Annotated in this window: 22 protein-coding genes and 1 pseudogene; 15 read left to right on the top strand and 8 right to left on the bottom strand. The window is 59.7% G+C overall.

Going from position 1 to position 21641, the window contains the following annotated elements:
• Window positions 1-76: 76 nt before the first annotated feature.
• Window positions 77-544: a ferritin-like domain-containing protein gene (locus BBF94_RS12530; protein ID WP_065259338.1), complete on the top strand. Its 468-nt coding sequence runs from the start codon at window positions 77-79 to the stop codon at window positions 542-544.
• 69 nt (window positions 545-613) lie between these two features.
• Here BBF94_RS12530 and BBF94_RS12525 read toward each other — a convergent pair whose 3' ends face one another.
• Complete coding sequence (locus tag BBF94_RS12525; protein WP_003227420.1) at window positions 614-1084, bottom strand: MaoC family dehydratase; 471 nt, start codon at window positions 1082-1084, stop codon at window positions 614-616.
• 42 nt (window positions 1085-1126) lie between these two features.
• The gene (locus BBF94_RS12520; protein WP_065259337.1) at window positions 1127-2071 is read right to left on the bottom strand and encodes an alpha/beta hydrolase; all 945 of its coding nucleotides are present in this window, start codon (window positions 2069-2071) and stop codon (window positions 1127-1129) included.
• 249 nt (window positions 2072-2320) lie between these two features.
• On the opposite strand from BBF94_RS12520, the gene fadD2 reads away from it, so the two are divergent.
• Entirely contained in the window at window positions 2321-4009 is a 1689-nt protein-coding gene (gene fadD2 / locus BBF94_RS12515; protein WP_065259336.1) for a long-chain-fatty-acid--CoA ligase FadD2, read from the top strand.
• A gap of 350 nt (window positions 4010-4359) precedes the next feature.
• A complete protein-coding gene (gene fadD1, locus BBF94_RS12510; RefSeq protein ID WP_065259335.1) occupies window positions 4360-6057 on the top strand; it encodes a long-chain-fatty-acid--CoA ligase FadD1 in 1698 nt (565 codons plus the stop codon).
• A 173-nt stretch (window positions 6058-6230) separates the two neighbouring features.
• On the opposite strand, the gene BBF94_RS12505 is transcribed toward fadD1, so the two are convergent.
• Window positions 6231-6608 carry a hypothetical protein gene (locus tag BBF94_RS12505; protein WP_065259334.1) on the bottom strand — a complete coding sequence of 126 codons (378 nt, stop codon included), beginning with the start codon at window positions 6606-6608 and terminating at the stop codon, window positions 6231-6233.
• Window positions 6609-6804: 196 nt separating this feature from the next.
• Between BBF94_RS12505 and BBF94_RS12500 the strand changes: the two genes are divergently transcribed.
• The 3 genes from BBF94_RS12500 to def all read left to right on the top strand — a co-directional run bounded on the left by BBF94_RS12500 (window position 6805) and on the right by def (window position 8665).
• Entirely contained in the window at window positions 6805-6996 is a 192-nt protein-coding gene (locus tag BBF94_RS12500; RefSeq protein WP_065259333.1) for a CsbD family protein, read from the top strand.
• Between the two features lie 176 nt (window positions 6997-7172).
• Window positions 7173-8123 (top strand): YihY/virulence factor BrkB family protein, encoded by a 951-nt coding sequence (locus BBF94_RS12495; protein WP_065259332.1) that lies wholly within the window; start codon window positions 7173-7175, stop codon window positions 8121-8123.
• Between the two features lie 2 nt (window positions 8124-8125).
• Window positions 8126-8665 carry a peptide deformylase gene (gene def / locus BBF94_RS12490; protein ID WP_065259331.1) on the top strand — a complete coding sequence of 180 codons (540 nt, stop codon included), beginning with the start codon at window positions 8126-8128 and terminating at the stop codon, window positions 8663-8665.
• Here the strand turns inward: def and BBF94_RS12485 are convergent, their stop codons facing one another.
• Window positions 8666-9085, bottom strand: coding sequence for a GNAT family N-acetyltransferase (locus tag BBF94_RS12485; protein ID WP_065259330.1), 420 nt, complete (start codon window positions 9083-9085; stop codon window positions 8666-8668).
• A gap of 120 nt (window positions 9086-9205) precedes the next feature.
• Here BBF94_RS12485 and BBF94_RS12480 point away from each other — a divergent pair, with 120 nt between their 5' ends.
• The 6 genes and pseudogenes from BBF94_RS12480 to BBF94_RS28395 all read left to right on the top strand — a co-directional run bounded on the left by BBF94_RS12480 (window position 9206) and on the right by BBF94_RS28395 (window position 14458).
• Window positions 9206-10147, top strand: coding sequence for a fatty acid desaturase (locus BBF94_RS12480; protein ID WP_065259329.1), 942 nt, complete (start codon window positions 9206-9208; stop codon window positions 10145-10147).
• 7 nt (window positions 10148-10154) lie between these two features.
• Complete coding sequence (locus BBF94_RS12475; protein WP_065259328.1) at window positions 10155-10946, top strand: phosphate/phosphite/phosphonate ABC transporter substrate-binding protein; 792 nt, start codon at window positions 10155-10157, stop codon at window positions 10944-10946.
• Between the two features lie 127 nt (window positions 10947-11073).
• Window positions 11074-11619 (top strand): sigma-70 family RNA polymerase sigma factor, encoded by a 546-nt coding sequence (locus BBF94_RS12470; RefSeq protein ID WP_065259327.1) that lies wholly within the window; start codon window positions 11074-11076, stop codon window positions 11617-11619.
• Window positions 11616-12629, top strand: coding sequence for an ABC transporter substrate-binding protein (locus tag BBF94_RS12465; protein ID WP_065259326.1), 1014 nt, complete (start codon window positions 11616-11618; stop codon window positions 12627-12629). The genes BBF94_RS12470 and BBF94_RS12465 overlap by 4 nt, the downstream gene beginning before the upstream one ends.
• Before the next feature lie 509 nt (window positions 12630-13138).
• Window positions 13139-13909 (top strand): annotated as a pseudogene (locus BBF94_RS28400) (PAS domain-containing protein); the annotation flags it as partial.
• Between the two features lie 9 nt (window positions 13910-13918).
• Window positions 13919-14458: a methyl-accepting chemotaxis protein gene (locus BBF94_RS28395; protein WP_371320920.1), complete on the top strand. Its 540-nt coding sequence runs from the start codon at window positions 13919-13921 to the stop codon at window positions 14456-14458.
• A gap of 61 nt (window positions 14459-14519) precedes the next feature.
• Here the strand turns inward: BBF94_RS28395 and BBF94_RS12455 are convergent, their stop codons facing one another.
• From BBF94_RS12455 to BBF94_RS12445, 3 genes are all read right to left on the bottom strand, one after another.
• Window positions 14520-15086: a hypothetical protein gene (locus tag BBF94_RS12455; RefSeq protein WP_065259324.1), complete on the bottom strand. Its 567-nt coding sequence runs from the start codon at window positions 15084-15086 to the stop codon at window positions 14520-14522.
• A gap of 152 nt (window positions 15087-15238) precedes the next feature.
• Window positions 15239-16660 carry an MFS transporter gene (locus tag BBF94_RS12450; RefSeq protein ID WP_065259323.1) on the bottom strand — a complete coding sequence of 474 codons (1422 nt, stop codon included), beginning with the start codon at window positions 16658-16660 and terminating at the stop codon, window positions 15239-15241.
• Between the two features lie 125 nt (window positions 16661-16785).
• On the bottom strand, window positions 16786-17226 hold the full coding sequence (locus BBF94_RS12445) for a PACE efflux transporter (protein ID WP_065259322.1): 441 nt from the start codon (window positions 17224-17226) through the stop codon (window positions 16786-16788).
• Window positions 17227-17347: 121 nt separating this feature from the next.
• On the opposite strand from BBF94_RS12445, the gene BBF94_RS12440 reads away from it, so the two are divergent.
• Entirely contained in the window at window positions 17348-18220 is an 873-nt protein-coding gene (locus BBF94_RS12440; RefSeq protein ID WP_065259321.1) for a LysR family transcriptional regulator, read from the top strand.
• 134 nt (window positions 18221-18354) lie between these two features.
• On the opposite strand, the gene gntR is transcribed toward BBF94_RS12440, so the two are convergent.
• Window positions 18355-19386, bottom strand: coding sequence for an HTH-type transcriptional regulator GntR (gene gntR, locus BBF94_RS12435; RefSeq protein ID WP_065259320.1), 1032 nt, complete (start codon window positions 19384-19386; stop codon window positions 18355-18357).
• Window positions 19387-19602: 216 nt separating this feature from the next.
• On the opposite strand from gntR, the gene BBF94_RS12430 reads away from it, so the two are divergent.
• Window positions 19603-20136, top strand: coding sequence for a gluconokinase (locus BBF94_RS12430; protein ID WP_065259319.1), 534 nt, complete (start codon window positions 19603-19605; stop codon window positions 20134-20136).
• Window positions 20137-20218: 82 nt separating this feature from the next.
• Window positions 20219-21571: a GntP family permease gene (locus BBF94_RS12425; protein WP_065259318.1), complete on the top strand. Its 1353-nt coding sequence runs from the start codon at window positions 20219-20221 to the stop codon at window positions 21569-21571.
• The last annotated feature ends 70 nt before the right edge of the window (window positions 21572-21641 follow it).

The following is a 21641-nucleotide window of genomic DNA, read 5'->3' as shown; positions in this document are numbered from 1 at the left end:
TAATTGTAATTCTTGAAAATGGCACGCCCGCTGCAACAGTCCTTGCAACTTCCACCAAAACGCAAGGAACTGGAAAATGACTGACCTCAATAAAGAAGCCATCTCTGTCCTCAATGACCTGATTGAAACCAGCAAGGACGGCCAGGAAGGATTCAAGACTTGCGCCGAGGACATCAAGCACCCTGAACTGAAAGCCCTGTTCGCGAAACGCTCCGCCGACTGCGCTACGGCGGCTGCGGAATTGCAGGCGACTGTGCGCTCGATGGGCGGCGATCCGGAAACCTCCACCAGCGTAAGCGGTGATCTGCACCGCCGTTGGGTCGACGTCAAAGCGATGTTCACCGGCAAGGACGAAGAGGCCGTGCTCAACGAAGCCGAGCGCGGTGAAGACCACGCATTGAAGGCTTACCGTGAAGCGATCGAGAAGATCAACAAGCACAACCTGGTGGGTATTCGTGATCTGGTCGAGCGTCAGTACCACGGTGTGCAACGCAATCACGATCAGGTGAAAGCGCTGCGTAACCAGGCTCGCGCACGCTCCTGAGCGTTCGAGGCCAATAAAAAAACGCCAGCTGGTCTGGCGTTTTTTTGTGTCCGCATTTAACCGGGATCATCAGCCAATGCTGATGGCTGGCAAGGTCGGCAGGGTCACGGTCTGCTGTTTGCGCGGCGCCAGGATCTCGGCCTCGCCATCGACCACCAGCTCATCGCGCTGATTGAAAACTCGAGTGGCGATGCGTACGCGGAATTTAGGCAGTTTTTCGAGGATTTCCAGGCGCACGGTCAGGGTGTCGCCGATCTTCACCGGCTTCTGAAAGCTCATCTGCTGACCGATATAAATGGTCCCCGGCCCAGGCAGCTCGCAGGCCACGGCGGCACTGATCAGCGCACCGCTGAACATGCCGTGGGCGATGCGCTCCTTGAACATGCTGGCGGCGGCGAACTCGGCATCCAGGTGCACCGGGTTGTGGTCGCCGGACATCGCGGCGAACAGCTGGATGTCGCGCTCCTCGACAGTCTTGCTGTAGCTGGCGGTCTGGCCCACTTCAAGGGCTTCGTAAGGGATGTTGGTAACCTGGGTCATGGGTCTGAATTCCTGTGACGGATGAAATGAATCCACAAAAAACTATTCGCTGCGGTGCGGACGGGGATGGCTCAAGGCCTGGTCGATCCAGGCCAGGACATCGGCGGTCACTTCGTCGCGGTTGGTCTCGTTGAACAATTCGTGCCGGGCCTGCGGGTAAATCTTCAATTGCAGGTTCTGGCTGCCGGCCGAGCGCAAGGCGTTGGCCAGATCAGTCAGACGCTTGCCTTCGCTCACCGGATCACATTCACCGCCGATCACCAGCAGTGGCAGGCCCGGGTCGATCTGGGCGAGATTGGACGCTTTGCTGATTTGCTGCAAGCCACCGAGCAGGTCGATCCACAGCTGATTGGTGCAGCGAAAGCCGCACAGCGGGTCAGCGGCATATTTATCGACTTCGGCCGGGTCGCGACTCAGCCAGTCGAACGCGGTACGCGCAGGCTTGAATTTTTTGTTGAACGAGCCGAACGACAGCCATTCGATCAGGGCACTGCGTCCCTTGGGGCCCTGGCGCAATTTTTCGAAACGGGCGATCTGCCGCGCCGTTCGATACAGCGCCACCGGCTGGAAATTCGAGCCGCTGAGAATCGCGCCGTGCAGGCTGGCGCTGTGATGCAGCAGATACGCCTGGGCGATGTAGCTGCCCATGCTGTGCCCGAGCAATATGATCGGCACGCCGGTATGACGCTGGCCGATGCACTGGTTGAGGCTCGCCAGGTCGCCGACCACCTTGCACCAGCCATCGTCGTCGGCAAAATGCCCCAGCGTCCCGTGATCGGCCGTTTTGCCATGACCGCGCTGATCCGGCGCGTACACACCGTAGTCTGCAGCGCAAAACGACTCTGCCAGTCGCCCGTAGCGGCCACTGTGCTCGGCCATGCCGTGGGCCAGCAGAATCACCGCTTTCAGCGGCGCAGACGGCAGCCACCGGTTGACGAACAGACGGCTGCGGTCACTGGCGTCCAGCCAGAAGGTGTCGTGGATCATGGCGCTTCCTTTTGCTGCCTGCTTTTGCTGAAGGGGCTCGAAGACGTTGCATTGTATAGCGCGTCCGATCCGGTCACGCCACGGCAGGAAGATTCACACGATCAATGAGGACCTTGCCCGTATTTGCCTGATTGACCATAGCTGCTAGTGTCCGTGAAGCCCCGCTTTTTGCTGTGTGTTTTTCCATGGACGGGAGAGAAGTGACAGCGATGCGGTCCCGGATCGGCTCAGGTAAAGAGGACAAGAACAATGCAACCTGATTTCTGGAATGACAAACGCCCGGCGGGCGTACCCCTGGACATCGACGTGAATGAATTCAAATCGGTGATCGAGGTGTTCGAGCGTTCCTGCAAGAAATTCGCTGATCGCCCGGCGTTCAGCAACATGGGCGTGACCCTGACCTACGCCGAACTCGAGCGTCAGAGCGCCGCGTTCGCCGGTTACCTGCAAGCCCACACCGACCTGGTGCCGGGCGATCGCATCGCGGTGCAGATGCCCAATGTCCTGCAGTATCCGATTGCCGTGTTCGGCGCCCTGCGCGCCGGGCTGATCGTGGTCAACACCAACCCGCTGTACACCGCGCGGGAAATGCGCCATCAATTCAAGGATTCCGGTGCCCGGGCGCTGGTGTATCTGAACATGTTCGGCCAGAAGGTCCAGGAAGTGCTGCCGGACACTGACATCCAGTACCTGATCGAAGCGAAGATGGGTGACCTGATGCCCGCTGCCAAGGGCTGGCTGGTCAACACCGTGGTCAGCAAAGTGAAGAAAATGGTCCCGGCCTACTCGTTGCCCCAGGCGCTTTCCTTCAAGAGCGCGTTGCGTATGGGCCGGGGCCTGGGCATCCAGCCGTTGAAGGTTGGCCTGGACGACATCGCCGTCCTGCAATACACCGGCGGCACCACCGGCCTAGCCAAGGGCGCGATGCTCACTCACGGCAATCTGGTGGCCAACATGCAGCAGGTTCGCGCCTGTCTCGGTCAGTTCGGCAGCGATGGCCAGCCATTGTTGCGCGAAGGGCAGGAGGTGATGATCGCGCCACTGCCGCTGTACCACATCTACGCCTTCACCGCGAACTGCATGTGCATGATGGTCTCCGGTAATCACAACGTGCTGATCACCAACCCGCGTGACATCGGCGGTTTCATCAAGGAGCTGAAGAACTGGAAGTTCTCGGCACTGCTGGGGCTCAACACGCTGTTCGTCGCGCTGATGGATCACCCGGACTTCAAGACCCTGGATTTCTCCACGCTCAAACTCACCAACTCCGGCGGCACCGCACTGGTCAAGGCCACGGCAGAGCGCTGGGAGCAGCTCACCGGTTGCCGGATCACTGAAGGCTACGGGTTGACCGAAACCTCGCCGGTCGCCTGCACCAACCCCTACGGCGAACTGTCGCGGATCGGTACCGTCGGCCTGCCGGTGCCGGGCACCCGGTTGAAGGTCATCAATGACGAGGGCGTCGAGCAACCCTTGGGAGAGCGCGGCGAACTGTGCATCAAGGGCCCGCAGATCATGAAGGGTTACTGGCACAAACCCGAAGCCACCGCCGAGGTGCTGGACGCCGAGGGCTGGTTCAAGTCCGGAGACATTGCGGTGATCGACCCGGACGGTTTCGTACGCATCGTCGATCGCAAGAAAGACATGATCATCGTCTCCGGTTTCAACGTGTACCCGAACGAAATCGAAGACGTGGTGATGGCCCACCCGAAAGTCGCGAACTGCGCAGTGATCGGTGTGCCGGACGAACGCTCCGGCGAGGCGGTAAAGCTGTTTGTGGTGGCCCGGGAAACCGGGGTCAGCCTGGAAGAGCTGAAGGCCTACTGCAAAGAGAATTTCACGGCGTACAAGGTACCCAAGCACATCGTGCTGCGTGAGTCGCTGCCGATGACGCCTGTCGGGAAGATTCTGCGGCGTGAGCTGCGTGATATCGCATAGGTCGGCTTGAAGTAAAAAGATCGCAACCTTCGGTAGCGCCTCCAGGAAATACGTTTCCGGTTCAGGAGCTGCCGCAGGTTGCGATCTTTTGCTTTGAAGGCCCTGAAAACCGGGACTTTCAGGGTGTTATAGGATTTTTGCTCTAAAATGACTGCCAGTAATTCTTGAGTCATTAAAATGACTGTAGGGGCCGCTTTTGGCTCTGGTCGACCCTCGGCAAAGCTGCTACTCTCGGCGCGCTTTGTGACTTCTCGGCCTGCAAAAAGCCAGATTCACCAATACAAGACAAACACCAATAATAATCGCATCAAATGCGGTGCTGAATTCGCGTTGCTGAGGAGTGGGCTTCCATGATCGAAGACTTTTGGAAGGATAAGTACCCCGCTGGAATTGCTGCCGACATCAATCCAGACGAGTACCCGAATATTCAGGCAGTGTTGAAGCAATCCTGCCAGCGCTTCGCCGACAAACCGGCGTTCAGCAACCTGGGCAAGACCCTCACCTACGGTGAACTGTACGAATTGTCCGGTGCGTTTGCCGCTTATCTGCAACAGCATACCGATTTGCAGCCCGGTGATCGAATCGCCGTGCAACTGCCCAACGTGTTGCAGTACCCGGTCGCCGTCTTCGGTGCCATCCGTGCCGGGCTGATCGTGGTCAACACCAACCCGTTGTACACCGCGCGGGAAATGGAACATCAGTTCAACGACTCCGGCGCCAAGGCACTGGTGTGCCTGGCCAACATGGCGCACCTGGCCGAGGCCGTGGTGCCGAAAACCGGCGTCAAACACGTCATCGTCACCGAAGTCGCCGACCTGTTGCCGCCGCTCAAGCGTCTGCTGATCAACAGCGTCATCAAGTACGTGAAGAAAATGGTGCCGGCCTATCACTTGCCCAAAGCCGTCAAGTTCAACGACGTGCTGAGCAAAGGCCAGGGCCAGCCGGTCGCCGAAGCCAACCCGGACAGCGGCGACGTTGCCGTGCTGCAATACACTGGCGGCACCACGGGCGTGGCCAAGGGCGCGATGCTCACCCATCGCAACCTCGTCGCCAACATGCTGCAGTGCAAGGCGCTGATGGGCTCCAACCTCAATGAAGGTTGCGAGATCCTGATCACGCCGCTGCCGCTGTACCACATCTACGCGTTCACCTTTCATTGCATGGCGATGATGCTGATCGGCAACCACAACATCCTGATCAGCAACCCGCGCGACCTGCCGGCCATGGTCAAGGAACTGTCGAAGTGGAAGTTCAGCGGTTTTGTCGGCCTCAATACGTTGTTCGTGGCCCTGTGCAACAACGAAGGTTTCCGCAAGCTGGATTTCTCGGCGCTGAAAGTCACCCTGTCCGGCGGCATGGCCTTGCAGCTGGCTGCTGCCGAACGCTGGAAAGCGGTCACCGGTTGTCCGATCTGCGAAGGCTACGGCATGACCGAAACCAGTCCGGTGGCCACGGTCAACCCGATCCAGAACATCCAGATCGGCACCATCGGCATTCCGGTGCCGTCGACCTTGTGCAAGGTCATCGATGACAGCGGTGTAGAGCAGCCGCTGGGGCAAATCGGTGAACTGTGCGTCAAGGGGCCGCAAGTGATGAAGGGCTACTGGCAGCGTCAGGAAGCCACCGACGAGATACTGGACAGCGAAGGCTGGCTGAAAACCGGCGACATCGCGCTGATTCAGCCGGACGGCTACATGCGCATTGTCGATCGCAAGAAAGACATGATCCTGGTCTCCGGCTTCAACGTGTACCCGAACGAGCTGGAAGACGTGCTGGCGACCCTGCCGGGCGTGTTGCAGTGCGCGGCGATCGGCATTCCGGACGAGAAGTCGGGCGAGGCGATCAAGATTTTCATCGTGGCCAGGCCAGGCGTCACGCTGACCAAGGAAACGGTGATGGAGCACATGCGCGCCAACGTCACCGGCTATAAGGTGCCGCGTTCGGTGGAGTTCCGCGATGCGCTGCCGACTACCAACGTCGGCAAGATCCTGCGCCGCGAATTGCGCGACGAAGAGCTGAAGAAGATCAAGGCCAAGAGCGCCGCGTAAAGCAAAAAGCCCCGCAGATGCGGGGCTTTTTGTTGGCGGTTCACGTTGATTGATCGTTCCCACGCTCCGCGTGGTAACGCATCCCGGGACGCTCGGCGTCCCCGCCGTGCTGGACGCGGAGCGTCCGGGGCGGCATTCCCACGCAGAGCGTGGGAACGATCAGCTTGAGTGTCTTATTGACGGAACGCCGCAAAGTTCACGTTGGTGCCCGCCGGGCGCATGTCCTGCAGGTACGAGTCCTTGTCGGCGCTCAGTTCCAGACTCAGGGCCGCCTTGCGCTTGCCTTCGTTGCGGATCACCAGGCCGTCGAGCTTTTCCCGCAGGAACGCGGTCGGCACTTTCAGGTGCAGCAGTTCGTCGGTGGCCGGGGTGTGCATCAACAGGTGAATCCACTCGTACTGACCGATGGCCAGACGCTTCACCGGCAGATCGAACCACCAGATGTTGCGGTTGCGGTTCAGTTCGGCGAAGTGGCAATTGTTGGTGCCTAGCACGGCACCGCCCAGTTCCTGGTTGCGACGGGCGATGGCCTGCTTTTTATCGAGTTTCATAACATTCCTGCGGGATCGGTTCTGTGGCGCCTGACGCCTTATGGTGGGCATTCTCGGGGCTCCGCTTGCAAACATAAAGCCCAACCTGCACGCCACGACGAAATGAGGCCTGAAAATAAATGAAACCTGGCGCAAATCGGGACAGTCCATCGTTACGTACTGACTTTTCCCCTTCAATGCACCCAGGAGAAACACCATGAGCAGCACAGGCGATAAAGTGAAAGGCATGGCCAACGAAGCCGTCGGCAACGTCAAGCAAGGCGTCGGTAAAGCCACCGACAACACCAGGCTGCAAGCCGAAGGCAAACTGCAAGAGAAGAAAGGCGAGGCCCAGCAAGCGGTGGGCAAAGCCAAGGACGCGATCAAGAAAGGCGTCGACAAGGCTTGATTGCGCCTTGAACGAAACACCGGAACGGCCATCCAAGGATGGCCGTTTTTGTGTGTCGTTCACATGCCGTCACGGATCACAGTGTTTCAGAGTCGCCAAGTAGGCTACTTTGATGAGAGAACACGGCCCCTGAGTCGCCACGACTTCAACCTGTTTTGCGGCGAAAGGAGACGCGAATGATTTTCCCCGACATGAAAGGCCTGCCCCTGCACCGGGTCATCGTGCGTACCGTCACCGAGTTCATGGATGACGAGATGTCGACCTATGCCTCGGCACTGGCCTACCAGATGCTGTTCTCGTTGTTCCCGTTCATTCTGTTCCTGATTGCCCTGATCGGTTTCCTGCACCTGCCGGACTTCTTCTCCTGGCTGCGCCTGCAATCGGAGCTGGTGTTGCCGCCCCAGGCGCTGGAGCAGGTCAACCCGGTGATCGACCAGTTGCAGCAGTCCAAGGGCGGCCTGCTTTCCGTGGGTATCGTCATCGCCCTGTACACCGCGTCCGCCGGGGTGCGCCTGATGATGAGCGCGATGAACGCGGCCTATGACGTGGTCGAGGGCAGGCCGATCTGGAAGCGCTTTCCGCTGTCGATTTTCTACACTGTCGGTATCGCCGGCATGTTGCTGGTGGCCGCCGCGCTGATGGTGCTGGGGCCGCAGGTGATGACGTGGATCGCCGGGCAGGTCGGTCTGGAAGACTTCATCGTCACGGTATGGACCATTGCCCGCTGGCCGGTGATCGTGATCCTGATGATGGTGGCCGTGGCGGTGATCTACTACGTGATGCCTGACGTCAAACAGGAGTTCCGTTTCATCACGCCGGGCTCGGTGCTGGCGGTGGTGGTGTGGATCGTCGCGTCCCTGGGCTTTGCGTTTTACGTCAAGACGTTCGCCAACTACAACGCCATGTATGGCAGCATCGGTGCGATCATCGTGCTGTTGCTGTATTTCTACATTTCTGCCGCCGTGTTGTTGCTGGGCGCGGAGATGAACGCGGTGATCGAACACATGTCCAGCGAGGGCAAGGACCCGGGTGAGAAAGTCCCCGGTGAACTCGACGAACATCCCAAACAACACGTTTCCGGCCTGGGCCGCGATCCGTCGCTCAAGCCGAACACAGACGAAGCCTGATCATGATCCGTGAAATCCTGAAGATGGGCGACGAACGCCTGTTGCGCATTGCCCCGCCGGTGCTGGCCGAGATGTTCGACAGCCCGCAGCTGTGGCAACTGATCGACGACATGTTCCAGACCATGGAAAGCGTCGGCGGCGTCGGCCTCGCCGCGCCGCAGATCGGTGTCGACCTGCAACTGGTGATCTTCGGCTTCGAGCACAGCGAACGTTACCCGGACGCCGAAGCCGTGCCGCAGACCATTCTGATCAATCCACTGATCACGCCGTTGAGCCCGCTGATGGAAGAGGGCTTTGAAGGCTGCCTGTCGGTCCCCGGGCTGCGGGGCGCGGTGGATCGCTACCAGCAGATCCGTTACGAAGGTTTCGATCCCAAGGGTGAGCCGATCGTGCGTGTGGCCTCGGGTTTTCATGCGCGAGTCGTGCAGCACGAGTGCGATCACCTGATCGGGCGGCTGTATCCGTCGCGCATCACCGATTTCAGCAAGTTCGGTTTCACCGAGGTGATGTTCCCGGATCTCGACCCCGACGCCGACGACTGATCAATCCGCCGGCGGCACCAGCTCCATGGCAATCATCGGCTTGCTCCGCGCATAACGGCTCAAGCGTTCGGCCATGGCCTGGGGCAGGGCGGGATCGAAGGTGAAGCCGCGCCGCTCGTAGAATCCGCGCAGGTCCGGATGGCAGAACAGCCAGACCGGCGCCTTCACATCTTTCACCGCTGCCGCGATCAATTGCGCGGCAATGCCTTGTTCACGACAGGCCGGATCAACGAACAGCCCGGTCAGCCAGTGCCCGCCGAACACCGGTCGCAGACACAGCGCCGCGACGATCTCCTCGCGCCGCGCCACCCATAATTGCGCCTCGCGCACCGCTTTCATCGACGATTGATGCTGGCGGTAGAACTTGTTCATCAAGGGCCAGGACAATTCATCGAGCTGGCTATAACGGGTATCGGTCATCACTCGGGCTGCCGGTTCAAAAAGAGGCGGAATTATAAGGATCCCGGCTCGCAAAAATAATCTGCAAGATTTCTCGCGGGTGTTGCACAGAACGATCAGACCCTCGTTCCGAGCCACGCCATGCCCCATTACTTCGACGATGCCCATCGCCAACAGATCGAGAATTTGCGTCAACGCTTCACCGCCCGTACCGACTGGCCGACCTGGCTGCTGCTGATCGGCGTGTACGGCGGCTGGTTCGCCCTTGTGGCGGGCAGCGAGTGGCTGGGTCTTTGGTGGAGCACGTTGCTGCTGATTCCATTGCTGGTGCTGTGGCTGTCGATACAACACGAACTGCTGCATGGCCATCCGACGCGCTGGATTGTGGTGAACAAAGTCCTCGGTTATGCGCCGTTCGCCGTGTGGTATCCCTACACGCTCTATCGCGACAGCCATTTGCAGCACCATCGCGATGAAGACCTGACGATCCCCGGTCTTGACCCGGAAAGCCGTTACCTGAGTACCGGGCGTTGGCAGGGCAGCTCGCGATTCGAGCGCAACCTGCACTGGCTGAACAAGACTGTGCTCGGCCGATTCATTCTCGGCGCGCCGCTGGCATTGCTGGCACTGGCCGGTGAGGAGCTGCAACGCCTGAAAAACGGCGAGCGTCAGGCGTGGCTGATGTGGCTGACCCACGGTTCCCTGACTGTGCTGATGTTGTTTTTCATCGCTCGCTACAGCTTGCTGCCGGTGTGGCATTACCTGTTTTTGATCAGTGTGCCGGCGCTGTCGATTGCGATGGTCCGCTCTTACTATGAACACCGGCCACACGCACAATCGCAGCAGCGCACGGTACTCAACGAGGCCGGATGGCCGTGGCGCTGGCTGTTCCTGAATCTGAATTTCCATCTGGTGCACCACGATTTGCCGAAGCTGGCGTGGTACGACTTGCCCAAGGCCTACCGTATGCGTCGCAAGCAATGGGTCGAACGCAGCGGCGGCTTTCTGGTTCAGGGTTATGGGCAATTGTGGCGCGAACATGGCCTCAAACCGATCGACAGCCCGCAGCATCCGTTCAGTTGAGGAAACCATGACGTCAGGTTACGCAGAGCTGTTGATGTACATCGCACCGGAGCCGATCCGGGCGGCGAATGAGCAGTGGCTGGCGCGAATGCTCGATCACCTGGACGGCTCGCGGCGCAGTGCCGAAGGCCTGTCGCTGCCTGAACTCTGGCTGTCGCCGCAATTGCTGCTGACCCAGACCTGCGGCTATCCACTGATGACCGCGCTGCGTGGGCAGGTGAGGATTGTCGGTCGTCCACGCTACGAGTTGCCGGACGCCACGGCCGGCAATCATTGCAGCCTGATCCTGGCCCGGGCCGATGATCCGCGCGAGAACCTGGCGGCGTTCTTCGACAGTCGCGGGGTGATCAACAGCGAAGACTCCAACAGCGGCATGAACCTGTTGCGCCAGCGTCTGGCGCCATTGCAGCGGGACGGCCGTTTTTTCGCTTCGGTGGGCCTCAGTGGCGGCCATCGCCAGAGCCTGCGCTGGTTGCGTGAAGACCGTGCCGACCTGGCGGCCATCGACAGCGTGACCTTTGCATACCTGGCGCAACACGCCGCTGAAGAGGTCAGCGGCTTGCGGGTGGTGGCACGCAGTGCGCTCAGTCCGACCTTGCCCTTCATCACCGCTGCCAGTGCTTCGGACGCGCAGATCGAGCAGCTGCGTCGGGCGATGAATCGTGGCCTGCAAGACTTGCCGGACGTAGCTCGCATTTTGGGATTGCCGCAAGTCCTGCCCGCCAGTGAAAGCGATTACCTCGTCCTGCTGGATTATCAGCGCGAGGCCGAAGAACTGGGTTATGACCGCTTGCGCTAGCGGTTTTGAATAATTCTTTAATGGAATATAAAAATTCTTTTTAAGTATTTTTAACGCATAAGGCGCCTTGCTAGGATCGCGCCACCGGACGACCGGACATTCAGCGACCCTTGACCAAGGAGCCCCCATGTCCGGCGCCGACTCATCCCATCGAAATCATGTGAACACGTTGTTTCGCGACCATTACCAATGGTTGTGCACACGTCTGCGTCGGCATTCGAACGATGCAGCCACAGCCGAAGACCTCGCCGCCGAAACCTTCGCACAGCTGCTCGAAGCGTCGACCCTGACCGCCATCCGCGAACCCCGCGCCTTGCTCACCACTATCGCCCGGCGCCTGCTGTATGAGCGCTGGCGGCGGGGCGATCTGGAGCGTCGGTATCTGCATCAGCTTCAACAGGGCGACCATGATCACGCGCCATCTCCCGAAGACCTGGCACACCTGGCGCAAAGTCTCAAACATCTGGACCGGACGCTGCAGCGTCTGCCGGGCAAGGTGCGCTCGACCTTTCTGCTGGCCCGCATCGACGGCCTGACCTACCCGCAAATCGCCGCCGAACTGGGCATCTCCCAGCGTTCGGTGAGCCTGTACATGACCCGTTCCCAAGCGCTGTGCAACCGCCACAGCGCCAACCAAACCCTGATTTCCTCCCAGAACAAGAGGTCCGCATGAGATCGATCAAAAAACTGCTCGGCAGTTCGCTGCTGGTCCTGACCCTGACGGCCGGGCACGCCGTGGCAGCGGAAAAAACGGCACCGATCCACTTCGGTGACATCACCTGGGAAAGCGGCAGTTTCATCACCGAAGTGCTGCGCCTGATTGTCGAGAAAGGCTACGGCTACTCCACCGATACACTGCCGGGCAGCACCGTCAGCCTGGAAGCGGCGCTGGCGAAAAACGACATCCAGGTGATCGGCGAAGAGTGGGCCGGGCGCAGTCCGGCCTGGGTCAAGGCGGCTGCCGAGGGCAAAGTGTTCGGCCTCGGCGATACGGTAAAGGGCGCCACCGAAGGCTGGTGGGTGCCGGAATACGTGATAAAGGGCGACCCCGAGCGCGGGATCAAACCGCTGGCGCCGGAGCTGAAATCGGTGGCCGACCTGCCGCGCTACAAGGATGTGTTCAAGGACCCGGAAGACCCCAGTCGTGGGCGCTTCCTCAACAGCCCGACCGGCTGGACTTCCGAGATCGTCAACAGTCAGAAGCTCAAGGCGTACGCGCTGAACGACAGCTTCGTCAACTTCCGTACCGGTTCCGGCGCGGCACTGGATGCCGAGGTGGCGTCGTCGATCAAGCGCGGCAAACCGGTGCTGTTCTACTACTGGTCGCCGACGCCGTTGCTCGGTCGCTTCAAACTGGTGAAGCTGGAAGAGCCGCCGTTCGACGCCGAGGCCTGGAAAACCCTCGCCGATGCCAATAACCCCAATCCGCGAGGTACCCGCTCGATGCCGGCAAGCCTGGCGATTGGCGTCTCGGCACCGTTCAAGGCGCAGTACCCGGAGCTGGTGACATTCTTTGAGAAGGTCGACTTTCCGATTGATCTGCTGAACCGGACCCTGGCCGGAATGAGCGAAAAACGTCAGCAGCCACGCCAGGTCGCCGAGGCATTTCTGCGCGATCAATCGCAAGTTTGGAAACCGTGGGTTCCGGGAGAGGTGGCGAATAAAGTCAGTGCAGGTCTGTAGTTCTTTTCCGGTCATTAAGTTGTTTTAAAGTTGCCATTGCGAGTCTGTCGCAATGGCAACAAACCTTCCGTCCGCTGAACCGTTTCTTGTCCTTATCTTGTCCGGAGTCGCCGAGTGCTGGCCGACTAGTGGCCTTGCGCAAGGCTTTGCGCTGTCTATGCTCACACGTAACTAACTATGTCGACCGCAATCAAAGCGCTTCGACCGGTTAGCCGAGAACAAAGCTGCCAGAGTGCGCAATCCAAGGCACCGACACTTAACCGGCAAGGAGCATGTTTTTTAAATGGAAGTTCTTTTACGCGTTAGGAATGGCCCGTTCGCGGGCTATCAAGAGAAGGATGTCTTGATTAGAGCGTCGCTGCATGGACTCTTTGATTAATCATCATTTATCACCTGACAACTTCCTCCCGTGGAGGAATGCGTGTGCCTGTTCTGTGGAACGTAGTGGTGGATTCTGAAAGAGCTGAACTTTCATCAAATCAAAAGACCGCGCTGAAGGTGATACAAACATGTTCAACCTACATCACAAGGCTGACCTGCAGGAAATCGAGCGTTTCAGCTGTGCCCTGACCGAAGCCAATGCCAGGCTGGAAGCGATCAGCCGTTCCATGGCGATGATCGAATTCACCCCCGACGGCATCGTGCTGGATGCCAATGACAACTTCTGCAAGACCATGGGCTACAGCGCCGAGGAAGTACGGGGCAAGCATCACCGGATCTTTTGTGAAGAAGCGTTTTATCGCAGCGAGGAATACGCAAAATTGTGGCGTGACCTGGCCCGTGGCGAACCGCTCAGCGGGACTTTCCTGCGCTTGAACAAACGCGGTCAGGAGATCTGGCTGGAAGCCAGTTACATGCCGGTGTATGGCCCTGACAAACAGGTTCGAAGTGTGATCAAAGTGGCCTCGGACATTACCGCGCGGGTGAACAAGGAAAAAGAAGAGGAAAGCATGCTCGCCGCCATCAGCCGTTCGATGGCCGTCATCGAGTTCACCCCGGAAGGCAATGTGATCTCGGCCAATGACAACTTCCTCAAGACCATGCAGTACTCACTCAATGAAATCGTCGGTCACCATCACAGTCTGTTCTGTCACCGTGCCGAAGCCGAGTCGGCACAATACAAGGCGTTCTGGGCCTCGCTCAATCGCGGCGAATATCACTCGCACCGCTTCGAACGCAAGAACAAGTCCGGGCAGACGGTTTACCTCGAAGCCTCCTACAACCCGCTGTTCGACGCCAAGGGCCGGCTGTACAAAGTGGTGAAATTCGCCAGCGACATCACCCATCAGATGACCACCTTGCAGACCGCTGCGGAATCGGCCCACAGCACCTCGGTACAAAACGACGCCTGCGCGCAAAAAGGCTCACAGGTCGTGCAGCAGACGGTGCAGATCATTCAGGACATTTCCCGCGATCTCAACGAAGCGGCGCTGAGCATCGATGCGGTCAGCAAACAGTCGGACATCATCGGCACCATCGTCCAGACCATTCGCGGGATCGCCGACCAGACCAACCTGCTGGCACTCAACGCGGCCATCGAAGCGGCGCGGGCCGGTGAACACGGGCGAGGATTTGCGGTGGTGGCGGACGAGGTACGCAGCCTCGCGGCGCGGACCAGTCAGGCGACCCTGGAGATCGTCGATGTGGTGCGCAAGAACCACGAGTTGTCACTGAGTGCGGTGTCGAGCATGCAGTCGAGCCTGAGCCGCACCGGGCTTGGGGTGGAGCTGGCGAACGAAGCGGGAGACGCAATCCGCGAGATTCAGCAGGGCTCCCGGCATGTGGTGGATGCGATCAGTCAGTTCAATGAGACGTTGCAATTGAACTGACGGCCTGGAGATAAAAAAGGATCCCCGCAGGGATCCTCTTTCTTTGCGTCGTTTTTCAGCTTCAGAGCGAAGCAAGGAACTTGTCGGCCGATTGGTCGCTGAGCTTGACCGAGTTGGCGTCCTGCTTGTTCTGCTTCTCGGCTTCGGCCAGTTTCACCTTGTCCTGCAGACGGTCGGCGATCTCTTTGTTGATGGCCTGTTGTTTTTCCGGCGGCATCGCTGCGATGTCATCTTCGGTCAGACCCATTTCCTTCAGGATGCTGTCGCGCAGGCGCTGTTCCGGCGACTTGCTCATGTAGTCCTTGAATTCGTCCAGCGCCGAAGATCCGGAGGACTTGGTCGTCGAAGTATCGGAGGTTTGCAGGGCAACACGGGTCTTGGCGAACGCCTCGTCGACGTTGTCGCTGATGCGTGTGGCTTCGTTGACCTGCTGGGTGGCGAGCCGGGTCGCGGAATCCTGCACTTTGGCAGAGGCTTCGGCAGTTTGCGCTTGAGCCTGGGCTTGCAGGGTTTGCAGCATTGCGCCGTGGAGCCCGCCTTGCAGACCGGCCGCTGCCGTGGCAGTTGCATCGTCATTCAGCTGCTTGGGCAGGTGAATGATTTGCTGTTGTTTTGCACTGACCAACATGATGAAAGAACCTGTAGGTAATGGCTGTCAGTCCTTGGCAGCAAATACCGTGCCCACCCAATAAGTCCTCTTATTTCAATGGCTTGTGTTTGTTGTGGACAGGCTAAGCGGTCATCCCTTGCCGGAAGGCGGCAGAAGATGACCGTTGTCCGTCAGCGATGGGCGATGTTTTCCAGCGCCAGGTTACGGGTGCGAGGGCCGAAATAACCGATGGTCAGCATCACGATCAACATGCTGGCGACGATGAACGCCAGCACGCCCGGCGTGCCGAAGTGGTCGAGGAACAGACCGATCAACAGGCTGCTGAACACCGTCGACAAACGACTGAACGAATAACAGAACCCCACTGCCCGGGCGCGGATGTTGGTGGGGAACAGTTCGCTCTGATACGAGTGATAACTGAAGCTCAGCCAGGCATTGCAAAATGTGATCATCACCCCGCAGAAGATCAGGCCGAAGGCGCTGGTCTGCAACGCGAACAAGGTGCCGAAAGTCATGGCGCCCAGGGCCGAACCGACGATCTGCCATTTGTTCTCGAAACGGTTGGCGAATTTGACGAACAGCAGCGGACCGAGCGGGTAGGCAAGGGTAATGATGAACGCGTACATCAGGCTGTGAGTGACGCTGACACCCTGGCCGGACAGCAGCGCCGGCAACCAGTTGCCGAAGCCGAAGAAACCGATGGCCTGGAAAATGTGGAAGACGATCAGCATCAGTGCGCGGCGGCGATAAGGCGGTTGCCAGATGTCGGCGAAGCGGCCCTTGCCTTCGACGTCGATGGCCACGGTTTCCGGCGCATCCAGTGGCTGACGGTGATCTTTTTCGCAACGTGCCTCAATGCCCTCGAGAATCCGGTTCGCCTCATCGAAGCGTCCATGCTGGGCCAGCCAGCGCGGCGATTCTGGCAAGCGCTTGCGCAACCACCAGATAAACAGCGCAAACACTGCGCTGGCCAACACGACCCAACGCCAGCCGGACACCCCGAAAGGCGCCTGCGGCACCAGCCACCAGGACATCAGCGCCACCGCCGGTACCGACAGAAACTGCACGAAAAACGCGAAGGCGAACGCTGAACTGCGCATGCGTTTGGGGACCAGTTCCGAGAGGTAGGCGTCGATGGTCACCAGCTCGATGCCAAGGCCGATACCCACCAGAAAACGCATGCAGATGATTCCTAGCGCCGAGCTCTGCAGGCCCATCAGCACCGTGGCCACGGTGTACCAGACCAGCGCGAAGGTGAAGATCGCCCGCCGCCCGAAACGGTCAGCCATCGGGCTCAGCAGGCTGGCGCCGAGAAACAGGCCAAGGAAGGTCGCCGAGGCGAAGGCCGCTTGATCGGAGAAACCAAACACGCCCTGGTTGCCGGTGGCGAAAATGCCGTCGCGGATCAGGCCGGGGCTGATATAGGCAGTCTGGAACAGGTCGTAGAGTTCGAAGAAACCACCGATCGACAGCAGCGCCACCAGCCGCCAGATCGTGGCGACTGCCGGCAGGCGGTCGATGCGGGCGGAAATCCGGGCGGCGCGTATCGGGTCGGTGCCGTCGCATTGCGCGGCGGGTGCGTGTGCTGTCATGGGCTGATCCATTTTTTATTGATGGAAAAGCTTAGCCTGCTATCGGAACTCAGGGATTGCTTATATCGGCGTCTCAAGCAGGAAAACCGCCGATTTCTTGCAATATCCGCTTACCAATCAGCGATTCATGCTGCGGGTGCCGGATCCGGTAGCGCCGAGGCCGGCAGGCCGAACACTTTATCGAACAGCCAGTTGAAGACGAAGGTGTAGCAAGGAATGAACACGATCAGCGCCAGATCCAGCAGAAAGGCCTGCACCAGGCTGATGTTCATCCACCACGCGATCAGCGGAATCAGAAATACGATCAGCGTCAGTTGAAAGCCGACGGCGTGGGCGATGCGGCGTTTGACTGTGCGGGTACGCGAGGTCTGACGGCTTTCCCAACGCTCGAACAGCGAGGTGTAAATGAAGTTCCAGGTCACGGCGATGGTGGTGATGATCACCGCCAGCGGGCCGGTGCTGCCGGGGGAGGTGCCGGACAGCAGCGCCAGGCCGAGAGCCGAGAAGGTCATGCCGATCACTTCATAGAGCGACACATAGACCAGTTTGCGTTTGACGCCTTGCATGGGGAATTGCCTCTTTCTTGCGACTTGTGGCCAGCCGGGCTGGCGAAGGCGACGAAAGATAGCTTCAATGGTGATGACAGAAAAAGTCATCAGCTTTCAGTTTTATTGATAGGTGCATGGATTGAATTTCAACAGCGAAAGCATTGAGCTGTTTCTCGCCGTGATCGAGCGTGGTTCGTTTTCCGCTGCGGCCAGGGCCTTGGGCAAAGTGCCGTCGGCGGTGAGCATGGCCATCGGCAATCTGGAGGCCGAACTCGGTTATGCGTTGTTCGACCGCAGCAGCCGCGAACCGCAACCGACAGCGATGGCGCTGTCGCTGGTGCCTCATGCGCGACTGATCGCCGATCAGCTCAAGCAGTTGCAGGTGCACGCGGTGCAGTTGTCGTTGGGGCTGGAAAGCAAATTGTCGATCGGCGTGGCGACGGATATCGATCGTCGGCGGTTGCTGGCGGCGATCAAGCAGATCAGCGAGCGTCATCCGCTGCTCGACATCGAAGTGCTGACCGCGCCGCAGGATGATGTGCTGGCGATGCTCCACAGCGGTCGGGTCAGTGTGTGCCTGGCGTTCGCCGGGTTGAGCGTGAACGTGCTGGAGCGCTTTCAGTTTGTCGGCAGCGAGCGGATGATCGCGACGCTGGCGGCGGACAGTCCGTTGTTGCAGGGGCAGGATCTGTTTCTCGAGGATCTGGTGCAGGTGCGGCAGATTGTCGTTGGCAGTCGCGATCTGCCGATCAGCGAAACCCGGCCGCTGGTGGCCGAATCCCACTGGCGTACCGACAACCTGGAAACGGCACTGGAAATGGTGGAAGCGGGGCTGGGCTGGGGCAATTTTCCGTTGTCGGTGGTGCAGCCGTGGCTGGACTCGGGGCGATTGAAACGGCTGAATTTCCGCAACATCGAAAACGGCCTGGTGCTGCCGGTGCACGCGGTGTGGCTCAAGAGCCAGCCGTTGCAGAAGGGCGCGCTTGCGCTTGTCGACCTACTAGGTCATTGAACGTTGCGCAGATCCCTTTGTGGGAGCGAGCTTGCTCGCGAAAGCGGTAGATCAGATAAGCAACTGCCAGCTGACACGACGCCTTCGTCGGATCGCCGCCCGGACCAAGCTCGCTCCCACAGGGATCCCAGGGGTCAGGTGCTTTCGCGGATTTTCAGTTCGAAGCCCATGTCCTCCACCGGTCGCGCCACGCTGTTGCCGGCCATCAGCGTCAGCATCTGCTCCGCCGCACGCCGGCCGATGGCTTCACGCGGGGTGTTGATGCTGCTCAGACGCGGCACCATGTGCTCCGACATCGGCAGGTCGTTGAAACCGAGGATCGCCACTTGCTCGGGGATCCTGATCCCGTTGCGCAGCGCTTCGAGCAGGGCACCCTGAGCCAGGTCGTCGTTGCCGAAGAAGATGGCATCGACGTCCGGATGCGCCGCCAGCAGTTGCAGGAACAACTCGCCGCCCAGGCCCACGGAGGAAGAACGCGGGGTCAACACTTCCAGATCCGGGTCGTAGCGACCGGCCTTCTGCAGTGCTTTACGGAAACCTTCACCGCGCAGCAGGGTGCGCTGATCGAGTTGCGCGCCGATGTAGGCCAGACGCTTGCGGCCCCGGGACAGCAAATGTTCGGCGGCGGTTTCCCCGGCGCTGAGCTGGGAGAAGCCGACGCAGTTCACCCCGGCGGCGCTGTCCAGTTCCATCATGTACACGCAGGGAATGTTGCTGGCCTCGATCATCCGACGCGAGGTTTCGGTGCGGTCGAAGCCGGTCAGCAGAAGGCCCCGTGGCTGATAGGCCATGTAGTTGCGCAGCAGGTTTTCTTCTTCATCCCGGGAGTAGTGGAAGTTACCGATCAGCACTTCGAAGCCTTTGGGCGTGAGCACCCGATGAATGGCTTCCAGCGTATCGATGAACAACAGGTTGGCCAGCGAAGGCACCAGGACTACCACCGAATGGCTCTGGGCCGAAGCCAGGGCGCGGGCGGCAGGGTTGACCACATAGTTGAGCTCCAGCGCGGCCTTCTGGACTTTCTCCACCAGTTCGGTGGCGACGGTGCTGACCCCGCGCAGGGCGCGGGAGGCGGTAATCGGACTGACGCCGGCCAGCCGGGCGACTTCATTGAGGGTGGGACGGCCGGTGGTGCGGGTGTTTTTATCGTTTTTGGGGGTGGTCATCGGGCGGCTTGCCAAACAAAAATCAAGGCACTAAGGTAGCGCTGTCCTTATGCAGCTGCAAATGCGTGAGCGAGGTCCTGCCTGATCCTCGCTTTTTGGCGTGGGGACAAAACCTGCTGCAACCCAAAAAAACGACAAGAAGGCGTCGGCAACTTCTGCCTGTGCACTAGAGTCATAGCTAGCGAAGGTAGCGCTGTCTGCGCGCTGAGGTGTTAAATGAATCATCCCATCACCGCCCTGGTCATCATGGGCGTTGCCGGTTGCGGCAAGACGTGCGTCAGCGAGGCCCTGTGCCGATTGAGCGGCGCCACTGCCATTGAAGGCGATACTTTCCATCCGGCCGCGAACATCGAAAAGATGAGCGCGGGGATTCCCCTGAACGACGAAGACCGTGCCGGCTGGCTCGACAGCCTGTGCGACGAACTGCGCCGTGTCGACGCCAAGGGCGAGCGCCCGGTGCTGACCTGCTCGGCCCTCAAGCATATTTACCGCGAACGTCTGCGCAGTGCCTTGCCGGGCCTGGGTTTCGTGTTCCTCGAATTGACGCCTGAAGTCGCCGCCGATCGCGTGTCCCATCGCCCGGGGCACTTCATGCCGGCCACCTTGATCGAAAGCCAGTTCGCCACGCTTGAATCGCCGGTCGGCGAACCGTTGACCCTGGCCCTGAACGCTTCGATCCACAGCGTTGAAGAACTGGCCTCACAAGCTCACGTCTGGTGGCAGGCCCATGGCCTGAAGCAGGCGGTATGAGTGTGATTGTGAAGACAGCGCTGTCCTTTCGGCTTCTGATTAACCCGCTTTAATAACAACAACAAACCAGGAGACACCCCCAATGTTTGGCATGTCCCATGACGCCTATCTGCTGCTCGATGCAGTGGTCACGGTGATCGGGCTTATCGTCCTGATCACCAAATTCAAGCTCCATCCCTTCATTGCCCTGACCATCGCCGCCGCGTTCCTCGGCCTGACGTCCGGCATGCCGATCGGCACCATCATCAAGGCGTTCCAGGACGGCTTCGGTGGCGTGCTCGGTTTCGTCGGCATCATCCTCGCGCTGGGCACCATGCTCGGCAAGATGATGGCCGAGTCCGGCGGTGCCGATCAGATCGCCCAGACCCTGATCCGCGCCTTCGGCAAGGACAAGGTGCAATGGGCGATGATGTTCGCCGCCTTCCTGGTGGGCATTCCGCTGTTCTTCGAAATCGGCTTCGTGCTGTTGATTCCGCTGGTGTTCATCGTCGCCCGTCGCACCGGCGTATCGATCATCAAGATCGGTATTCCGCTGCTCGCCGGTCTGTCCGCCGTGCACGGTCTGGTACCGCCGCACCCGGGCCCGCTGCTGGCCATCGGCGTGTTCGGTGCCGACATCGGCAAGACCATTCTCTACGGTCTGATCGTCGCACTGCCGACTGCCATCATTGCTGGCCCGATCTTCGGTACGTTCATCGCCAAACACATTCCGGGCACGCCGAATCAGGAACTGGTCGATCAACTGGCCCGTGAAACCGATTCGACCAATCTGCCAAGCTTCGGCATCACCCTGGTCACCGTGCTGCTGCCGGTGTTCCTGATGCTGCTGAAAACCTTCGCCGACGTGGCGCTGCCGGACGGTCATTTCTTCCGCACCTGGATGGACATGATCGGTCACCCGATCTCGGCACTGTTGCTGGCACTGTTGCTGTCGCTGTACACCTTCGGCCGTAAGCAGGGCATCGGTTCCCAACAGATGCTCAAGTGGCTGGATGCGAGCCTGGCGCCTACCGCCGCGATCATCCTGATCATCGGTGCCGGCGGTGGCTTCAAGCAGATGCTGGTGACCAGCGGTGTGGGTGACGTGATCGGCCACATGGCTGTCAGCGCGCAGATCTCGCCGATCCTGCTGGCGTGGCTGGTGGCGGCGGTGATCCGCATCGCGACCGGTTCGGCCACCGTGGCGACCATCACCGGCGCGGGCATTGTGGTGCCGGTGGTCGGGATGATTCCGGGCGTGAACCGTGAGCTGCTGGTGCTGGCCACCGGTGCCGGTTCGCTGATCCTGTCCCACGTCAACGACGCCGGTTTCTGGCTGGTGAAGCAGTACTTCAACATGACCGTGGCCGAGACCTTCAAGACCTGGACAGCGATGGAAACCATCCTGTCGGTAGTGGGCCTGGGTTTCATTCTGTTGCTGTCGCTGTTCGTCTAACCTCGAACGCAAGACACAAAAAAACCGCAGCGATGCGGTTTTTTTGTGGGTGATGACTTTTCACGGAATC

It is taken from the genome of Pseudomonas bananamidigenes, assembly GCF_001679645.1.
Classification (GTDB): Bacteria; Pseudomonadota; Gammaproteobacteria; order Pseudomonadales; family Pseudomonadaceae; genus Aquipseudomonas; species Aquipseudomonas bananamidigenes.
Note: the sequence above shows the minus strand (reverse complement) of the source record. Positions and strands in the feature narration are given on the sequence as shown.